18 protein-coding genes are annotated in these 17,070 nt (G+C 66.3%); 15 read left to right on the top strand and 3 right to left on the bottom strand.

The features are described from left to right. The first annotated feature begins 150 nt into the window (after nucleotides 1-150). The 10 genes from PSPA7_RS23965 to hisC all read left to right on the top strand — a co-directional run bounded on the left by PSPA7_RS23965 (nucleotide 151) and on the right by hisC (nucleotide 7,998). On the top strand, nucleotides 151-960 hold the full coding sequence (locus PSPA7_RS23965) for an ATP-binding cassette domain-containing protein (RefSeq protein WP_003094343.1): 810 nt from the start codon (nucleotides 151-153) through the stop codon (nucleotides 958-960). Beyond that, nucleotides 960-1,757: a lipid asymmetry maintenance ABC transporter permease subunit MlaE gene (mlaE, locus tag PSPA7_RS23960; protein ID WP_003155085.1), complete on the top strand. Its 798-nt coding sequence runs from the start codon at nucleotides 960-962 to the stop codon at nucleotides 1,755-1,757. The genes PSPA7_RS23965 and mlaE overlap by 1 nt, the downstream gene beginning before the upstream one ends. Continuing rightward, nucleotides 1,758-2,231, top strand: a complete 474-nt coding sequence (gene mlaD / locus PSPA7_RS23955) for an outer membrane lipid asymmetry maintenance protein MlaD (protein WP_003094339.1) — start codon at nucleotides 1,758-1,760, stop codon at nucleotides 2,229-2,231. Between the two features lie 11 nt (nucleotides 2,232-2,242). Beyond that, nucleotides 2,243-2,890 (top strand): MlaC/ttg2D family ABC transporter substrate-binding protein, encoded by a 648-nt coding sequence (locus tag PSPA7_RS23950; protein ID WP_003155083.1) that lies wholly within the window; start codon nucleotides 2,243-2,245, stop codon nucleotides 2,888-2,890. Next, complete coding sequence (locus PSPA7_RS23945) at nucleotides 2,887-3,195, top strand: STAS domain-containing protein (protein WP_003155080.1); 309 nt, start codon at nucleotides 2,887-2,889, stop codon at nucleotides 3,193-3,195. The genes PSPA7_RS23950 and PSPA7_RS23945 overlap by 4 nt, the downstream gene beginning before the upstream one ends. A 116-nt stretch (nucleotides 3,196-3,311) precedes the next feature. Then, on the top strand, nucleotides 3,312-3,551 hold the full coding sequence (locus PSPA7_RS23940; protein ID WP_003094334.1) for a BolA family protein: 240 nt from the start codon (nucleotides 3,312-3,314) through the stop codon (nucleotides 3,549-3,551). Between the two features lie 22 nt (nucleotides 3,552-3,573). After that, nucleotides 3,574-4,839: a UDP-N-acetylglucosamine 1-carboxyvinyltransferase gene (gene murA / locus PSPA7_RS23935; RefSeq protein ID WP_003155078.1), complete on the top strand. Its 1,266-nt coding sequence runs from the start codon at nucleotides 3,574-3,576 to the stop codon at nucleotides 4,837-4,839. Between the two features lie 16 nt (nucleotides 4,840-4,855). After that, on the top strand, nucleotides 4,856-5,491 hold the full coding sequence (hisG, locus tag PSPA7_RS23930; protein ID WP_012077209.1) for an ATP phosphoribosyltransferase: 636 nt from the start codon (nucleotides 4,856-4,858) through the stop codon (nucleotides 5,489-5,491). Nucleotides 5,492-5,617: 126 nt separating this feature from the next. Continuing rightward, complete coding sequence (hisD, locus tag PSPA7_RS23925; protein ID WP_012077208.1) at nucleotides 5,618-6,940, top strand: histidinol dehydrogenase; 1,323 nt, start codon at nucleotides 5,618-5,620, stop codon at nucleotides 6,938-6,940. Between the two features lie 2 nt (nucleotides 6,941-6,942). After that, entirely contained in the window at nucleotides 6,943-7,998 is a 1,056-nt protein-coding gene (hisC, locus tag PSPA7_RS23920; RefSeq protein WP_012077207.1) for a histidinol-phosphate transaminase, read from the top strand. 46 nt (nucleotides 7,999-8,044) lie between these two features. Here the strand turns inward: hisC and algW are convergent, their stop codons facing one another. Next, nucleotides 8,045-9,214 (bottom strand): Do family serine endopeptidase AlgW, encoded by a 1,170-nt coding sequence (algW, locus tag PSPA7_RS23915; protein WP_012077206.1) that lies wholly within the window; start codon nucleotides 9,212-9,214, stop codon nucleotides 8,045-8,047. Between the two features lie 116 nt (nucleotides 9,215-9,330). Between algW and PSPA7_RS23910 the strand changes: the two genes are divergently transcribed. Further along, nucleotides 9,331-10,089, top strand: a complete 759-nt coding sequence (locus PSPA7_RS23910; RefSeq protein WP_003150438.1) for a Nif3-like dinuclear metal center hexameric protein — start codon at nucleotides 9,331-9,333, stop codon at nucleotides 10,087-10,089. Here PSPA7_RS23910 and mltB read toward each other — a convergent pair. Then, nucleotides 10,064-11,179 carry a lytic murein transglycosylase B gene (gene mltB, locus PSPA7_RS23905; protein ID WP_003150436.1) on the bottom strand — a complete coding sequence of 372 codons (1,116 nt, stop codon included), beginning with the start codon at nucleotides 11,177-11,179 and terminating at the stop codon, nucleotides 10,064-10,066. The two genes, PSPA7_RS23910 and mltB, sit on opposite strands and share 26 nt — an antisense overlap. A gap of 343 nt (nucleotides 11,180-11,522) precedes the next feature. On the opposite strand from mltB, the gene cysD reads away from it, so the two are divergent. After that, on the top strand, nucleotides 11,523-12,440 hold the full coding sequence (gene cysD / locus PSPA7_RS23900) for a sulfate adenylyltransferase subunit CysD (RefSeq protein ID WP_003094311.1): 918 nt from the start codon (nucleotides 11,523-11,525) through the stop codon (nucleotides 12,438-12,440). An 11-nt stretch (nucleotides 12,441-12,451) separates the two neighbouring features. Continuing rightward, nucleotides 12,452-14,350 carry a sulfate adenylyltransferase subunit CysN gene (gene cysN, locus PSPA7_RS23895; RefSeq protein ID WP_012077205.1) on the top strand — a complete coding sequence of 633 codons (1,899 nt, stop codon included), beginning with the start codon at nucleotides 12,452-12,454 and terminating at the stop codon, nucleotides 14,348-14,350. Nucleotides 14,351-14,424: 74 nt separating this feature from the next. Here the strand turns inward: cysN and PSPA7_RS23890 are convergent, their stop codons facing one another. Next, the gene (locus PSPA7_RS23890) at nucleotides 14,425-14,871 is read right to left on the bottom strand and encodes a Z-ring associated ZapG family protein (protein ID WP_003094304.1); all 447 of its coding nucleotides are present in this window, start codon (nucleotides 14,869-14,871) and stop codon (nucleotides 14,425-14,427) included. Nucleotides 14,872-15,015: 144 nt separating this feature from the next. Here PSPA7_RS23890 and PSPA7_RS23885 point away from each other — a divergent pair, with 144 nt between their 5' ends. Together PSPA7_RS23885 and PSPA7_RS23880 are read left to right on the top strand one after the other, a co-directional pair. Then, a complete protein-coding gene (locus PSPA7_RS23885) occupies nucleotides 15,016-15,645 on the top strand; it encodes an alpha/beta hydrolase (RefSeq protein WP_003150434.1) in 630 nt (209 codons plus the stop codon). Nucleotides 15,646-15,712: 67 nt separating this feature from the next. Then, a complete protein-coding gene (locus PSPA7_RS23880; protein ID WP_012077204.1) occupies nucleotides 15,713-17,059 on the top strand; it encodes a tryptophan--tRNA ligase in 1,347 nt (448 codons plus the stop codon). The last annotated feature ends 11 nt before the right edge of the window (nucleotides 17,060-17,070 follow it).

Here is a 17,070-nt window from a genome sequence, read left to right as displayed (position 1 = left end):
GCTGAATTCAAGCTGAACGGCACGGCACCAGGCCTTGGGCGACAACCCGCCGCGGTGCTATAGTCCGCGCCCATTCGGCCCTCCCGGATGCGTGCCTCTGCGACGGGGCAGAGCGTCTAGCATGGACGGGTCGCATCGCAAGGAGTCCTGATGAGCACCGATAGTGCCTACGCGGTCGAGTTGAAGGGCCTGACCTTCAAGCGCGGATCGCGGGCGATTTTCGACAACATCGATGTGCGTATTCCGCGCGGCAAGGTGACCGGCATCATGGGTCCGTCCGGCTGCGGCAAGACCACGCTGTTGCGGCTGATCGCCTCCCAGCTGCGTCCCTCGAAAGGGGAAGTCTGGGTCAACGGTCAGAACCTGCCGCAACTCTCGCGCGGCGACCTGTTCGACATGCGCAAGCAGTTCGGCGTGCTGTTCCAGAGCGGCGCGCTGTTCACCGATCTCGACGTGTTCGAGAACGTAGCGTTTCCGCTGCGTGTGCATACCCAGCTGCCGGAGGAAATGATCCGCGACATCGTCCTGATGAAACTCCAGGCCGTCGGCCTGCGCGGCGCCGTGGAGCTGATGCCCGACGAGCTGTCCGGCGGCATGAAGCGCCGCGTCGCGCTGGCCCGGGCGATCGCGCTGGACCCGCAGATCCTCCTCTACGACGAGCCTTTCGTGGGGCAGGATCCGATCGCCATGGGCGTCCTGGTGCGCCTGATCCGCCTGCTCAACGATGCCCTGGGCATCACCAGCATCGTGGTTTCCCATGACCTGGCCGAAACCGCCAGCATCGCCGACTACATCTACATCGTCGGCGATGGCCGGGTGCTTGGCCACGGGACCCCGGACGTGCTCAAGGAAACCGACGATCCCCGTATCCGCCAGTTCGTCAAGGGAATCCCGGATGGCCCCGTTCCGTTCCATTACCCGGCCCGCGACTACCGGGCCGACCTGCTGGGAGAGCGCTGATGCGTAGAGTCTCTCCCCTCGAGCGCGTGCGCCTGTTCGGTCGCGCCGGCCTCGACGTGGTCGCCGCGCTCGGCCGTTCGACCCTGTTCCTCGGCCATGCATTGCTCGGTCGGCGCACGCCGGGCGCCGGCCTGCACCTGCTGGTGAAGCAACTCTACTCGGTGGGCGTGCTGTCCCTGGCGATCATCGTCGTCTCGGGGCTGTTCATCGGCATGGTGCTCGCCCTGCAGGGCTACAACATCCTGATTTCCTATGGCTCCGAGCAGGCCGTCGGGCAGATGGTGGCGCTGACCCTGCTGCGTGAACTCGGCCCGGTGGTGACCGGTCTGCTGTTCGCCGGCCGGGCCGGTTCGGCGCTGACCGCGGAAATCGGCAACATGAAGGCCACCGAGCAGCTTTCCAGCCTGGAAATGATCGGCGTCGACCCGCTCAAGTACATCGTCGCGCCGCGCCTGTGGGCCGGCTTCATTTCCATGCCGCTGCTCGCCGCGATCTTCAGCGTGGTCGGCATCTGGGGCGGGGCGATGGTCGCGGTCGACTGGCTGGGGGTCTACGAGGGATCGTTCTGGGCGAACATGCAGAACAGCGTGCAGTTCACCGAGGATGTGCTCAACGGCGTGATCAAAAGTATCGTGTTCGCTTTCGTGGTGACCTGGATCGCGGTCTACCAGGGCTACGACTGCGAACCGACCTCGGAAGGGATCAGTCGCGCGACGACGCGTACCGTGGTCTATGCCTCCCTGGCGGTGCTGGGGCTCGACTTCATTCTGACTGCTTTGATGTTTGGAGATTTCTGAATGCAAACCCGCACCCTGGAAATCGGTGTCGGCCTGTTCCTCCTGGCCGGCCTGCTGGCCCTGTTGCTGCTGGCCCTGCGCGTCAGCGGCCTGAGCGTGGGCAACGCTGGCGATACCTACAAGGTCTATGCCTACTTCGACAACATCGCCGGCGTCACCGTGCGCGGCAAGGTGACCCTGGCCGGCGTGACCATCGGCAAGGTGACCGCGGTAGACCTGGACCGCGACAGCTACACTGGTCGCGTGACCATGGAAATCAACCAGAACGTGAACAACCTGCCGGTCGACTCCACCGCGTCGATCCTCACCGCCGGCCTGCTGGGCGAGAAGTACATCGGCATCAGCGTGGGTGGCGACGAGGACGTCCTGAAGGACGGCAGCACCATCCACGACACCCAGTCGGCGCTGGTGCTGGAAGACCTGATCGGCAAGTTCCTGCTGAACTCGGTTAACAAAGACGAAGCCAAAAAGTGAGGTTCTCTTCCATGCTGACTCTCCTGCGTCGTGGCCTGCTGGTGCTCCTGGCGGCTTTCCCGCTGCTTTCCGTGGCCGCGTCGACCCCGCAACAGGTCGTGCAGGGCACGGTCGACGAGCTGCTTTCCGACATCAAGGCCAACAAGGCCGCCTACAAGGCAGATCCGCAAAAGCTCTACGCCACCCTCGACCGCATCCTCGGGCCGGTGGTCGACGCCGAGGGCATCGCCAAGAGCGTGATGACCGTGAAGTACTCGCGGCAGGCCTCGCCGGAGCAGATCAAGCGCTTCGAGGAAGTGTTCAAGAACAGCCTGATGCAGTTCTACGGCAACGCCCTGCTCGAGTACGACAACCAGGACATCCGCGTCCTGCCCAGTTCGGCCAAGCCCAGCGACGAGCGCGCCAGCGTCAACATGGAGATCCGCGACAGCAAGGGCACCGTCTATCCGGTGTCCTACACCATGACCAACCTGGCTGGCGGCTGGAAGGTCCGCAACGTGATCATCAACGGTATCAACATCGGCAAACTGTTCCGTGACCAGTTCGCCGACACCATGCAGAAGAACCGCAACGACCTCGAGAAAACCATCGCCGGCTGGGGCGAGGTGGTCGCCAAGGCCAAGGAAACCGCGAAGGCGGAAGAGGCCGGGGCGAAATGAGCCAGGCCAGCCTGCGCGAAGGTGCGCCTGGCGAGCTGCAGCTCGTCGGCGTGCTCGACTACAGCAGCGGGCCGGCGCTGCGCGAGCAGGGCGGACGGCTGATCCATGCCAGCCAGGCGGCGCAGTTGGTGGTCGACTGCTCGGCGGTGGAGCGCTCCAGCAGCGTGGGCATTTCCCTGCTGCTGGCCTTCATGCGCGATGCGCGCAAGGCCGGCAAGACCCTGAGCATCCGGGCACTGCCGGACGACATGCGGGAGATCGCCAAGGTCAGCAGCGTGCTGGAAATCCTGCCGCTGCAGGCGTGACCGGCCGGCGGAACGAGCGGCCCTCCGTCTGCGCGTCCCTTCCTGGGGTTCGCAGGCGGAGGGCTTTTTTGTATGATGGCCGACCGTGCGCGTAGGGCGCCCGATTGAGGTTGAGCATGCAGGCCGAAGACGTTAAGAGCCTTCTCCAGGAAAAACTCCCCGGCACCCAGGTGGAAGTCGAGGGCGAAGGGTGCAATTTCCAACTGAATCTGATCAGCGACGAGCTGGCCGGCCAGAGCCCGGTCAAGCGCCAGCAGCAGGTCTACGCCCATTTGAACGCCTGGATCGCCGATGGCAGCATCCACGCCGTCACCATGAAATTCTTCAGCCGCGCCGCCTGGGCCGAGCGTTCCTGAGCCCACGGGGGAAATCACTGCGATGGACAAACTGATCATTACCGGCGGCAACCGCCTCGATGGCGAAATCCGCATTTCCGGCGCGAAGAACTCGGCGCTGCCGATCCTGGCCGCGACCCTGCTGGCCGATACCCCGGTCACCGTGTGCAACCTGCCGCACCTGCACGACATCACCACCATGATCGAGCTGTTCGGCCGCATGGGCGTGCAGCCGATCATCGACGAGAAGCTCAACGTCGAAGTCGACGCCAGCAGCATCAAGACCCTGGTCGCGCCCTACGAACTGGTGAAGACCATGCGCGCCTCGATCCTCGTGCTCGGCCCCATGCTGGCGCGCTTCGGCGAGGCCGAGGTGGCCCTGCCGGGCGGTTGCGCGATCGGCTCGCGCCCGGTCGACCTGCACATCCGCGGTCTCGAGGCGATGGGCGCGCAGATCGAGGTCGAAGGTGGCTACATCAAGGCCAAGGCCCCAGTCGGTGGCCTGCATGGCGGCCAGTTCTTCTTCGATACCGTCAGCGTGACTGGGACCGAGAACCTCATGATGGCCGCCGCGCTGGCCAACGGCCGTACCGTGCTGCAGAACGCCGCGCGCGAGCCGGAGGTCGTCGACCTGGCCAACTGCCTGAACGCCATGGGCGCCAACGTCCAGGGCGCCGGTTCCGACACCATCGTCATCGACGGCGTGAAGCGCCTCGGCGGCGCCCGCTACGACGTTCTCCCCGACCGTATCGAGACCGGTACCTACCTGGTGGCGGCGGCAGCGACCGGGGGCCGGGTGAAACTGAAGGACACCGATCCGACCATCCTGGAGGCGGTCCTGCAGAAGCTGGAAGAGGCCGGTGCCCACATCAACACCGGCAACAACTGGATCGAACTGGACATGAAGGGCAACCGGCCGAAGGCGGTGAATATCCGCACCGCGCCGTACCCGGCATTCCCCACCGACATGCAGGCCCAGTTCATTTCCATGAACGCCGTCGCCGAAGGCACCGGCGCGGTCATCGAGACGGTCTTCGAGAACCGTTTCATGCACGTCTATGAAATGAACCGCATGGGCGCGCAGATCCTCGTCGAGGGCAACACCGCGATCGTCACCGGCGTACCCAGGCTCAAGGGCGCTCCGGTGATGGCCACCGACCTGCGCGCCTCCGCGAGCCTGGTGATCGCCGGCCTGGTGGCCGAGGGCGACACCCTGATCGACCGCATCTACCACATCGACCGTGGCTACGAGTGCATCGAAGAGAAACTCCAGCTGCTCGGCGCGAAGATCCGCCGCGTACCGGGCTAGCGGAGGCAGTCGCGCAATGCTGACCATCGCCTTGTCCAAGGGCCGGATTCTCGACGACACCCTGCCGCTGCTCGCAGCGGCGGGAATCGTGCCGTCGGAGAACCCGGACAAGAGCCGCAAGCTGATCATCCCGACCTCCCTGCCCGATGTGCGCCTGCTCATTGTCCGCGCCACCGACGTGCCGACCTATGTCGAGCATGGCGCCGCCGATCTCGGCGTGGCCGGCAAGGACGTCCTGATGGAGTACGGCGGCCAGGGACTCTACGAACCGCTGGACCTGCGGATCGCCAACTGCAAGCTGATGACCGCCGGCGCCATCGGCGCGGCCGAACCCAAGGGGCGCCTGCGGGTGGCCACCAAGTTCGTCAATGTCGCCAAGCGCTACTACGCCGAGCAGGGCCGTCAGGTCGACGTGATCAAGCTGTACGGCTCGATGGAGCTGGCGCCGCTGGTCGGCCTCGCCGACAAGATCATCGACGTGGTGGATACCGGCAACACCCTGCGCGCCAATGGCCTGGAGCCCCAGGAACTGATCGCCACGATCAGTTCGCGCCTGGTGGTCAACAAGGCTTCGATGAAGATGCAGCATGCTCGAATCCAGGCGCTGATCGACACCCTGCGCGACGCCGTCGAGGCGCGACACCGTCACTGATACCCGTGCGGCCCCTCGCGCCGCACCTGCCTATCCGTGTCATAGCCAAATTTTCTCGGGTGCCCGCACGGTGGGCTTGGTAGTCTAGCGGCGCCCGAGACAACGCCATCCATAAAGAGGCTCGCTATGACCGCTCCTTTCGCTATCCGTCGACTCAACGCCGCTGATCCGGACTTCGGGCGTCATCTGGATCATCTGCTGAGCTGGGAAAGTGTTTCCGACGACTCGGTCAACCAGCGCGTCCTCGATATTATCGCCGCCGTGCGCAGCCGCGGCGACGCCGCCGTGGTCGAGTTCACCCAGCGCTTCGACGGCCTGCAGGCCGCCTCGATGGCCGACCTGATCCTGCCGCGCGAGCGCCTGGAGCTGGCCCTGACCCGTATCACGGCGGCCCAGCGCGAGGCCCTGGAAGTTGCCGCCGAGCGCGTGCGCAGTTACCACGAGAAGCAGAAGCAGGGCTCCTGGCGCTATACCGAGGCCGACGGTACGGTGCTCGGCCAGCAGGTCACCCCGTTGGACCGCGCCGGCCTCTACGTGCCGGGCGGCAAGGCGTCCTACCCGTCCTCGGTGTTGATGAACGCGATCCCGGCCAAGGTCGCCGGGGTGACCGAGGTGGTCATGGTGGTGCCGACCCCGCGCGGCGAAATCAACGAGATCGTCCTCGCCGCCGCCTGCATCGCCGGCGTCGACCGGGTCTTCACCATCGGCGGTGCACAGGCCGTGGCCGCGCTGGCCTATGGCACCGAAAGCGTGCCGCGGGTGGACAAGATCGTCGGCCCCGGCAACATCTACGTGGCCACCGCCAAGCGCCACGTGTTCGGCCAGGTCGGCATCGACATGATCGCCGGCCCCTCGGAAATCCTCGTGGTCTGCGACGGCCAGACCGATCCCGACTGGATCGCCATGGACCTGTTCTCCCAGGCCGAGCACGACGAGGACGCCCAGTCGATCCTTGTCAGTCCGGACGCGGCGTTCCTCGACCAGGTCGCGGAAAGCATCGCCCGCCTGCTGCCGACCATGGAGCGCGCCGAGATCATCCGCACCTCCCTGGAGGGGCGTGGCGCCCTGATCCAGGTCGCCGACCAGGCCCAGGCCTGCGCGGTGGCCAACCGCATCGCGCCGGAGCACCTGGAATTGTCGGTGGCCGATCCGGAGAGCTGGTTGCCGGAGATCCGTCATGCCGGCGCGATCTTCATGGGCCGCTACACCGCCGAGGCGCTGGGCGACTACTGCGCCGGGCCGAATCACGTGCTGCCGACCTCCGGTACCGCGCGTTTCTCTTCGCCGCTGGGGGTATATGACTTCCAGAAACGTTCTTCGATCATCAACTGCTCGGCGCAGGGCGCGTCGGTCCTCGGCCGCACCGCCTCGGTACTGGCCCGCGGCGAGTCGCTGACCGCCCACGCGCGTAGCGCCGAATACCGCATCCTCGACGAGAAGGAGAGCTGAGCATGAGCAAGTTCTGGAGCCCGTTCGTCAAGGATCTGGTGCCCTATGTGCCGGGCGAGCAGCCGAAGCTGTCGCGGCTGGTCAAGCTGAACACCAACGAGAACCCCTACGGTCCGTCGCCCAGAGCCCTCGCCGCCATGCAGGCGGAGCTCAACGACGACCTGCGTCTGTACCCCGACCCCAACGGCGAGCGCCTGAAGAAGGCGGTGGCCGGGCACTACGGCATACGGGACGACCAGGTGTTCGTCGGCAACGGCTCCGACGAGGTCCTGGCGCACATTTTCCACGGCCTGTTCCAGCACGACCTGCCGTTGCTGTTCCCGGACGTGACCTACAGCTTCTACCCGGTCTACTGCGGCCTGTACGGCATCGCGTACGAGAAGATCGCGCTGGACGAGCAGTTCCGCATCCGCGTCGAGGACTATGCGCGGCCCAACGGCGGGATCATTTTCCCCAACCCGAACGCACCGACCGGCTGCCTGCTGCCGCTGGACGCCATCGAGGCGATGCTGAAGGCATCGCCGGACTCGGTGGTGGTGGTCGACGAGGCCTATGTCGACTTCGGCGGCGACAGCGCCATCGCCCTGGTCGATCGCTACCCGAACCTGCTGGTCACCCAGACCCTGTCCAAGTCGCGTTCCCTGGCCGGTCTGCGGGTCGGCCTGGCGGTCGGCCATGCCGAGCTGATCGAGGCGCTGGAGCGGATCAAGAACAGCTTCAACTCCTATCCGCTGGATCGCCTGGCGATCGCTGGCGCGGCGGCGGCCTTCGAGGACGATGCCTACTTCCGCCGCACCTGCCAGGCGGTGATCGACAGCCGCGAGACGCTGAGCGGCTCGCTGCGGGCGCTGGGCTTCGAGGTACTGCCGTCGGCGGCCAACTTCGTCTTCGCCCGCCATCCGCGGCACGAGGCCGGGCAGATCGCCGCGACCCTGCGCGAGCAAGGGGTGATCGTCCGCCATTTCAAGCAGGCGCGGATCGAGCAGTTCCTGCGCATCACCATCGGCAGCCCGGAGCAGAACCAGGCGCTGCTGGACGCCTTGCACTTCCTCAAGTGAAACGAAAACGGCGCCCGCGGGCGCCGTTTTCATTCGGGCAGGCTCTCTACTCGCCGCCGTCCTGTTTCTGCTGCGGCGCCGGCGCCGGCGGCGGACGCAGGCCGACCTCGGCGGTCAGGTTGACCTTCTGCCCGTTGCGCAGCACCAGGATGTTGATCTTCTGCCCCGGCCGGGTGCGCGCCACCTGGTTCATCGAGCGGCGGCCATCGCTGGCTTCCTGCTTGTCGATGGTCAGGATCACGTCGCCCGGCAGCAGGCCGCCGCGCGCCGCCGGGCCGTCGCGGTAGACGCCGGCGACGACGATCCCGGCGGTTTCGCCGAGGCCCAGGGAGTCCGCCAGCTCCGGGGTCAGCGCCTTGACCTCGACGCCGAGCCAGCCACGGATCACCTGGCCATGCTCGATGATCGATTGCATGACCTCCAGGGCCAGCTTGGTCGGGATGGCGAAACCGATGCCCTGGGAACCGCCGGACTTGGAGAAGATCGCGGTATTGATGCCGATCAGGTTGCCGGCGGCATCGACCAGCGCGCCGCCGGAGTTGCCCGGATTGATCGCCGCGTCGGTCTGGATGAAGTCCTCGTAGGTGTTCAGACCGAGCTGGTTGCGCCCGGTGGCGCTGATGATGCCCATGGTCACCGTCTGGCCGACGCCGAACGGGTTGCCGATGGCGAGGCAGACGTCGCCGGTGCGGATGCCGTCGGAGCGGCCGAGGGTCATCGCCGGCAGGTTCTTCAGGTCGATCTTCAGTACCGCGAGATCGGTTTCCGGATCGCTGCCGACCAGTTGCGCGATGGTCTCGCGGCCGTCGCGCAGGGCCACGATGATCTGGTCGGCGCCGGCGGTGACGTGGTTGTTGGTCAGCAGGTAGCCTTCCGCGCTCATGATCACCGCCGAGCCGAGGCTCGACTCCATGCGCTTCTGTTGCGGCAGGTTGTCGCCGAAGAAGCGGCGGAACATCGGGTCGTCGAACAATGGGTGGGACGGCTTGCTGACCATCTTGGTGGTGTACAGGTTGGCCACCGCGGGAGCCGCCCGGCTCACCGCATTGGCGTAGGACACCGGGCCTTCCTGCAGGCGGCTGAGCAGCGGCGCCTGCTCGACATGCACCTCCTGGCGCGGCAGGCCGACCCATTCGGGGTTGCGCTGGATGATCAGCAGGGCCAGCAGCACGCCGACCAGCACGGGCCAGCCGAGGAAACGCAGGGCCTTGGGCATCGGGAAATCCTTGGGGTTGCGAGGCCGAAAAACGGCCGATAAGGTGGCGGCCATTATAGGGCGAAGCCGTCCATTAGAGGAGCGGCGCGCCCTGCCTGAATGAAGAGGATTTTGCCATGGCCATCGCCCTGAGCACCCTGGTCGAGGAAGCCGACCGCTACCTGGAGGCCGCGCGCATCCAGGACTACTGCCCGAACGGCCTGCAGGTCGAAGGCCGGCCGCAGGTGCGGCGCATCGTCAGCGGGGTCACTGCCAGCCAGGCGCTGCTGGATGCCGCCGTGGAGGCCGAGGCCGATGTGGTGCTGGTGCATCACGGCTACTTCTGGAAGGGCGAGAATCCGTGCGTGGTCGGCATGAAGCAGCGGCGCCTGAAGACCCTGCTGAACAACGACATCAGCCTGCTGGCCTACCATCTGCCATTGGACCTGCATCCCGAAGTGGGCAACAACGTGCAGCTCGCCCGGCAACTCGGCCTCGAGGTGGAAGGACCGCTGGAGCCGGGCAATCCGCGTTCCATTGTCCTCCTCGGTTCGCTTGCCGAGCCGATGCAGCCCGCCGACTTCGCCCGCCATGTGCGCGATGCGCTGGGGCGCGAGCCGCTGCTGGTCGATGCCGGCCAGCCGATCCGGCGCATCGCCTGGTGCACCGGCGGCGCCCAGGGCTACATCGACCAGGCGATCGCCGCCGGCGTGGATGCCTACCTGACCGGCGAGGTTTCCGAGCAGACCGTGCACAGCGCGCGGGAGAACGGCATCAGCTTCATCGCCGCCGGACACCACGCCACCGAGCGCTACGGGGTGCAGGCGCTGGGCGACTACCTGGGCAAGCGCTTCGCCATCGAACACCTGTTCATCGACTGTCCCAATCCTGCCTGACCACGGCGCCGTGACGCGCCTGGTCCACTGCCTTGCCCAGTTCCCAGACGGCCATCGCGTAGTGGGTACTGTGGTTGTAGCGGGTGATCACGTAGAAGTTCGGCAGGCCGTACCAGTACTGGTAGTTCCTGCCCATGTCCAGGCGCAGCAGGCTCGCCTGCCGGTGGCCGCCGAGCGGACCCTGCGGGCGTAGTCCGGCTGAGGCCAGCACGTCGAGCGGGTAGAGCGTCTTGAAGCCGTCCTCCAGCGAGGGCGCGCGGCCACTGGCGGGAACCGCCACGCGATCGCCGCTGACCCAGCCGTGCTGCTTGAAATAGTTGGCGACGCTGCCGATCGCATCGCGCGGGTTCCACAGGTCGATATGCCCATCGCCGTCGAAGTCCACCGCGTACTTGCTGAACGAGGACGGCATGAACTGGCCGTAACCCATGGCGCCGGCATAGGAACCGCGCAGGGCCAGCGGGTCGCTGCCTTCCTTGCGCGCCTGGAGGAGGAATTGCTCCAGCTCGCCGCTGAAGAACTCCGCGCGGCGCGGGTAGGAGAAGGACAGGGTGGCCAGCGCGTCGATGATCCGCGTCTTGCCCATCACCCGTCCCCAGCGGGTCTCCACGCCAATGATGCCGACGATGATTTCCGGCGGCACGCCATAGATGCGCGAGGCGCGCTGAAGGTCGGCCTGGTACTGGTCCCAGAACAGCACGCCGTTCTGCACGTTGCCCGGGGTGACGAACTTCTTCCGGTAACGCAGCCAGGCGCCGTTCGGCCCGCTGGGTGGGGTATAGCTGGGCGCCTGGCGGTCCATCAGGCGGATCACCCAGTCCAGGCGCTGGGTCTGGGCGAACAGGTCGTGCAGTTGCTGGCGATTGAAGTCGTGCTGGCTGACCATCCGGTCGATGAAGCGCTGGGCCTGCGGATTGTTCGCGTAGTCGCCGCGCAGCGGCAGGATCGGCTGTACCGACCTGCGTACCGGCTGGGGCGAGATGACGCTGCGGGCCTGGGGCTTGGCGGCGGGTTTGGCAGGCGGCGTCGGTTCGCTGCTGCAGGCTGAGACCAGGAGGAACAGGGGCAGGGCGAGGGCGGTGCGGCGCATGTGCGGTCTTCTTGGCCGGGGAACGATGCCCGCTATGCTAGCGCAGTGCCGGCGACGTACAAGTCGAGGCGCCGAAGGGTCGCCGCGGATGCCCCGCCAGGCGGGGCCCGGTTGTCGACGGGGTGGAGAAAGACGCTGTGCGTACCTGCTCGAGAGGGCTTCGCCGAGACTGCGGAATTCCTCTCCAGGCCAGTGTTTCCGCCGGCTTCGGCGCTGAGCGCGGATGGCTATATGGGTATATTCTTTCGGTATAACAGACCGATCTTTTAGAGCCTTGCGCTGTGATAGAGTGCGCGTTCGTCTACGGCCCGACGGCCGTCCATAAGCAATTCCGTGAGTAGCCATGGTCGACAAACTGACGCACCTGAAACAGCTGGAGGCGGAAAGCATCCACATCATCCGCGAGGTGGCCGCCGAGTTCGATAACCCGGTGATGCTGTACTCGATCGGCAAGGATTCCGCGGTCATGCTGCACCTGGCCCGCAAGGCCTTCTTCCCCGGCAAGCTGCCCTTCCCGGTGATGCACGTGGACACCCGCTGGAAATTCCAGGAGATGTACAGGTTCCGTGATCGGATGGTCGAGGAAATGGGCCTGGACCTGATCACCCACGTCAACCCGGACGGCGTCGCCCAGGGCATCAACCCGTTCACCCACGGCAGCGCCAAGCACACCGACGTGATGAAGACCGAGGGACTCAAGCAGGCCCTGGACAAGTACGGTTTCGACGCTGCCTTCGGCGGCGCGCGCCGCGACGAGGAGAAGTCGCGGGCCAAGGAACGGGTCTATTCGTTCCGCGACAGCAAGCACCGCTGGGACCCGAAGAACCAGCGTCCCGAGCTGTGGAACATCTACAACGGCAAGGTGAAGAAGGGCGAATCGATCCGCGTCTTCCCGCTGTCCAACTGGACCGAGCTGGACATCTGGCAATACATCTACCTCGAAGGCATCCCGATCGTCCCGCTGTACTTCGCTGCCGAGCGCGAGGTCATCGAGAAGAACGGCACGCTGATCATGATCGACGACGAGCGCATCCTCGAGCATCTCTCTGACGAAGAGAAAGCCCGCATCGAGAAGCGCATGGTGCGCTTCCGTACCCTCGGCTGCTACCCGCTCACCGGCGCGGTCGAGTCCAGCGCCACCACGCTGCCGGAAATCATCCAGGAAATGCTCCTGACGCGTACTTCCGAACGCCAGGGCCGGGTCATCGACCATGACCAGGCCGGTTCGATGGAAGAAAAGAAACGCCAGGGCTATTTCTGAGGATACGCAGCATGTCTCATCAATCCGATCTGATCAGCGAGGACATCCTCGCCTACCTGGGGCAGCACGAACGCAAGGAACTGCTGCGCTTCCTCACCTGCGGCAACGTCGACGACGGCAAGAGCACCCTGATCGGGCGCTTGCTGCACGACTCCAAGATGATCTATGAGGATCACCTGGAGGCCATCACCCGCGACTCGAAGAAAGTCGGCACCACGGGCGACGACGTCGACCTGGCGCTGCTGGTCGACGGCCTGCAGGCCGAGCGCGAGCAGGGCATCACCATCGACGTGGCGTACCGCTACTTCAGCACCGCCAAGCGCAAGTTCATCATCGCCGACACCCCCGGCCATGAGCAGTACACCCGCAACATGGCTACCGGTGCCTCGACCTGCGACCTGGCGATCATCCTGATCGACGCCCGCTACGGCGTGCAGACCCAGACCCGCCGGCACAGCTTCATCGCTTCGCTGCTGGGCATCCGCCACATCGTCGTGGCGATCAACAAGATGGACCTGAAGGACTTCGACCAGGGTGTCTTCGAGCGGATCAAGGCCGACTACCTGGCCTTCGCCGAGAAGATCGGCCTGAAGACCAGTTCGCTGCACTTCGTGCCGATGTCGGCGCTCAAGGGCGACAACGTGGTCAACAAGTCCGAGCGTTCGCCCTGGTACAGCGGCCAGTCGCTGATGGAGATCCTCGAGACCGTCGAGATCGCCGCCGACCGCAACCTCGACGACATGCGCTTTCCGGTGCAGTACGTTAACCGGCCGAACCTGAACTTCCGCGGTTTCGCCGGCACCCTGGCCAGCGGCGTGGTGCGCAAGGGCGACGAGGTCGTGGCGCTGCCGTCCGGCAAGGGCAGCAAGGTGAAGTCCATCGTCACCTTCGAAGGTGAACTGGAGCAGGCCGGACCCGGCCAGGCCGTCACCCTGACCCTGGAAGACGAGATCGACGTGTCCCGCGGCGACATGCTGGTGCATGCCGACAACCGCCCGCTGGTCAGCGACGGCTTCGACGCCATGCTCGTGTGGATGGCCGAGGAACCGATGCTGCCTGGCAAGAAGTACGACATCAAGCGCGCCACCAGCTACGTGCCGGGCTCGATCCCGAGCATCGTCCACAAGGTGGACGTGAACACCCTGGAGCAGACCCCGGGCAGCGAGCTGAAGCTCAATGAGATCGCCCGGGTCAAAGTCAGCCTGGACGCGCCCATCGCGTTGGACGGCTACGAGCAGAACCGCACCACTGGTGCCTTCATCGTCATCGACCGCTTGACCAACGGCACCGTCGGCGCCGGCATGATCATCTCCGCGCCGCCGGCAGGCCATGGTGCGGCCCAGCATGGCGCGAGCGCCCACGTCACCCGCGAGGAGCGCGCCGCGCGCTTCGGCCAGCAGCCGGCCACCGTGCTGTTCAGCGGCCTCTCCGGCGCCGGCAAGAGCACCCTGGCCTATGCCGTGGAGCGCAAGCTGTTCGACATGGGCCGCGCGGTCTACGTGCTCGACGGACAGAACCTGCGCCACGACCTGAACAAGGGCCTGCCGCAGGATCGCGCCGGGCGCACCGAGAACTGGCTGCGCACCGCGCACGTCGCCAAGCAGTTCAACGAGGCCGGGCTGATCAGCCTGTGCGCCTTCGTCGCGCCGAGCGCGGAAGGACGCGCGCAGGCCCGGGCGCTGATCGGCGCCGAGCGCCTGATCACGGTCTACGTGCAGGCCTCGCCGCAGGTCTGCCGCGAACGCGATCCCCAGGGGCTGTATGCGGCGGGGCAGGACAACATCCCTGGCGAGTCCTTCCCCTACGATGTGCCGCTGGACGCCGACCTGGTGATCGATACCCAGTCGCTGAGCGTCGAGGACGGCGTGAAGCAGGTGCTCGAGCTGTTGCGCGAACGCCAGGCGATCTGATCATCTCGCAGCCATGAAAAAGCCCCGCGGATGCGGGGCTTTTTCATGGGCGTCCGACGGTTTTGCGCAACGCGTCAGTACTTGCCTTTCAGGCCGTAGGTGGCGTCGAGGGTGCCGGGGCTGTCCGGGCTCTTCGGCGCGTAGTCCTTCGGCACTTCGCCGCTGGCCGGCGGGGTCAGGCGCTCGCGGCGCTCGGCCGGGTAGGCTTCGTCGGCATGCAGCGCGGCCAGCAGGCGCTGGCGGGTCTGTTCGTCCAGGGCCAGGCGCTGGGCGCCGTCGGAGAGGTGCTCCTGCACGTCCTGGTAGCTCTGGGTCAGCTTCTTGACGAGGCTGGCGGTGGTGTTGAAATGGGTCACGACTTCGCGCTGATAGCTGTCGAAGCGGTCCTGCAGGTCGTCCATCTGGCGTTGCACCTTGTTCGGTGCGGCGTTGGGCAGCAGGCGGGCGATCAGAAAACCGATGGCGACCCCGGCGACCAGGGCGAGGGCCGGCAGCAGCCAGGCGGTGAGCGACTGTTCCACGCGAATCCTTCCTCTATAGACGGCTTTGCTTTACGTTAACGGCTTGAGTCCGAGCTGTATACCACGGCACGCGAGTAAGTGCCTGTGTCGCTTGGAGTAATCTGCTAGACGAGTCGACCCGAACCGGGGTCACGGAGTACCTGTTTGTCTACCCGCGAAAACCCTGTAACCATCGACGGTCCCTGCGGGCCGCTGGAAGCCCTGCACCTCGACCTGGCGGACGCCCGCGGCGTCGCCCTGGCCTGCCACCCGCATCCGCTGTTCGCCGGCACCATGCAGAACAAGGTGGTCGCCACCCTGCAGCGCGCCGCCCGCGACGCCGGCCTGGCGACCCTGCGCTTCAACTTCCGTGGCGTCGGCCAGAGCGCCGGCAGCTACGCCGAGGGTATCGGCGAGATCGATGACGCCGAGGCCGCCGCGCGCTGGTTGCTGGAGCGCCATCCGGGGCTGCCGCTGACCCTGATGGGCTTTTCCTTCGGCTCCTGCGTGGCCGGCAACCTGGCCGGCCGCCTGGAGGCGCAGGACGTCGCGCTGGCGCGACTGTTCATGATCGCGCCGCCGGTCGAGCGCTTCGCCGTCAGCCTGCCCGGGCGCTGCCCGCTGACCGTGATCCAGCCGGAAGACGACGATGTGGTCACGCCTTCTGCGGTGTATGCCTGGAGCGAGTCCCTGGCGCGTCCGCACGAGTTGCTGCGGGTGGCTGAAAGCGGACATTTCTTCCACGGCAAGCTGATCGAGCTGAAGGACCTGCTGCTGCCGCGCCTGCAGGACTGACGTCGTCGCGCCGGCCCTGCTACCATCCGGCGCGCCATCTTTTTCTTTGCCTGACACCTGGTATCGCATGACTACTCGTATCCTGACCGGCATCACCACCACCGGCACTCCGCACCTGGGCAACTACGCCGGCGCCATCCGCCCGGCGATCCTCGCCAGCCGTCGGAGCGACGTGGATTCGTTCTACTTCCTGGCGGACTACCACGCCTTGATCAAGTGCGACGATCCCGCTCGTATCCAGCGCTCGCGCCTGGAGATCGCCGCGACCTGGCTGGCCGGTGGCCTCGACGTCGAGCGTGCGACCTTCTACCGGCAGTCGGACATTCCCGAGATTCCCGAGCTGACCTGGCTGCTCACCTGCGTCAGCGCCAAGGGCCTGCTCAACCGCGCGCATGCCTACAAGGCGGCGGTGGACCGCAACGTCGAGGCCGGCGAAGACCCGGACGCCGGCGTGACCATGGGCCTCTACAGCTACCCGGTGCTGATGGCCGCGGACATCCTGATGTTCAACGCGCACAAGATCCCGGTCGGTCGCGACCAGGTGCAGCACGTGGAAATGGCCCGCGACATCGGCCAGCGCTTCAACCACCTGTTCGGCAACGGTCGCGAGTTCTTCGTCCTGCCCGAGGCGGTGATCGAGGAAAGCGTCGCCACCCTGCCGGGCCTGGACGGACGCAAGATGTCCAAGAGTTACGACAACACCATCCCGCTGTTCAGTTCGTCCAGGCAACTCAAGGACGCCATCGCCCGCATCGTCACCGACTCGCGCGCGCCGGGCGAAGCGAAGGACCCGGACAACTCGCACCTGTTCACCCTTTATTCGGCCTTCGCCAGCTCGGAGCAGGTCGCCACGTTCCGCCAGGAGCTGCTCGCCGGCCTGGCCTGGGGCGAGGCCAAGCAACGCCTGTTCCAGTTGCTCGACGATGAACTGGGCGAGGCCCGCGAGCGCTACCAGGCGCTGATCGCCAAGCCGGACGACATCGAGGACATCCTTCTCGCTGGCGCGGCCAAGGCGCGCCGCATCGCCACGCCGTTCCTCGGTGAGCTGCGCGAGGCGGTCGGCCTGCGCTCCCTGCGCGAGCCGCTGAAGAGCGCCGAGGCTGGCAGGAAGAAGGCCACCAAGGCGGCGCGCCTGGTCAGCTTCCGCGACGACGACGGCAGCTTCCGTTTCCGCCTGCTGGATGCCGCCGGCGAGCAGTTGCTGCTGTCCCGCGCCTTTGCCGATGGCAAGGCCGCCGGCGCGGTGAGCAAGCGCCTGCAGGGCGGCGAGGGGACCGACCTGCGGGTCGACGGCAATGCCTTCGGCCTGTGGCTGGACGGCGAAGCGGTGGCGCAGAGCCCGGCCTTTGCCGACGCCGCCGCCCGCGACGCCGCCATCGAGCGCACCCGCGAAGCGCTGGCGCCGCAGGAATAAGGCTGCGGCCC

This window comes from Pseudomonas paraeruginosa PA7, from assembly GCF_000017205.1.
In the GTDB taxonomy this organism is placed as follows: Bacteria; Pseudomonadota; Gammaproteobacteria; order Pseudomonadales; family Pseudomonadaceae; genus Pseudomonas; species Pseudomonas paraeruginosa.
The sequence above is the reverse complement of the archived record's forward strand: the minus strand, read 5'-3'. Positions and strand labels throughout refer to the sequence as shown.

Bases quoted from the DNA above. Each gene is read 5' to 3' on its own strand.
- PSPA7_RS23965 (WP_003094343.1), top strand. From the start codon at position 151: ATGAGCACCGATAGTGCCTACGCGGTCGAGTTGAAGGGCCTGACCTTC.
- PSPA7_RS23950 (WP_003155083.1), top strand. From the start codon at position 2,243: ATGCTGACTCTCCTGCGTCGTGGCCTGCTGGTGCTCCTGGCGGCTTTC.
- hisD (WP_012077208.1), top strand. From the start codon at position 5,618: ATGACCGCTCCTTTCGCTATCCGTCGACTCAACGCCGCTGATCCGGAC.
- PSPA7_RS23945 (WP_003155080.1), top strand. From the start codon at position 2,887: ATGAGCCAGGCCAGCCTGCGCGAAGGTGCGCCTGGCGAGCTGCAGCTC.
- mltB (WP_003150436.1), bottom strand. From the start codon at position 11,179: ATGCGCCGCACCGCCCTCGCCCTGCCCCTGTTCCTCCTGGTCTCAGCC.
- PSPA7_RS23880 (WP_012077204.1), top strand. From the start codon at position 15,713: ATGACTACTCGTATCCTGACCGGCATCACCACCACCGGCACTCCGCAC.
- cysN (WP_012077205.1), top strand. From the start codon at position 12,452: ATGTCTCATCAATCCGATCTGATCAGCGAGGACATCCTCGCCTACCTG.
- hisC (WP_012077207.1), top strand. From the start codon at position 6,943: ATGAGCAAGTTCTGGAGCCCGTTCGTCAAGGATCTGGTGCCCTATGTG.
- mlaD (WP_003094339.1), top strand. From the start codon at position 1,758: ATGCAAACCCGCACCCTGGAAATCGGTGTCGGCCTGTTCCTCCTGGCC.
- murA (WP_003155078.1), top strand. From the start codon at position 3,574: ATGGACAAACTGATCATTACCGGCGGCAACCGCCTCGATGGCGAAATC.
- mlaE (WP_003155085.1), top strand. From the start codon at position 960: ATGCGTAGAGTCTCTCCCCTCGAGCGCGTGCGCCTGTTCGGTCGCGCC.
- hisG (WP_012077209.1), top strand. From the start codon at position 4,856: ATGCTGACCATCGCCTTGTCCAAGGGCCGGATTCTCGACGACACCCTG.
- cysD (WP_003094311.1), top strand. From the start codon at position 11,523: ATGGTCGACAAACTGACGCACCTGAAACAGCTGGAGGCGGAAAGCATC.
- PSPA7_RS23910 (WP_003150438.1), top strand. From the start codon at position 9,331: ATGGCCATCGCCCTGAGCACCCTGGTCGAGGAAGCCGACCGCTACCTG.
- algW (WP_012077206.1), bottom strand. From the start codon at position 9,214: ATGCCCAAGGCCCTGCGTTTCCTCGGCTGGCCCGTGCTGGTCGGCGTG.
- PSPA7_RS23940 (WP_003094334.1), top strand. From the start codon at position 3,312: ATGCAGGCCGAAGACGTTAAGAGCCTTCTCCAGGAAAAACTCCCCGGC.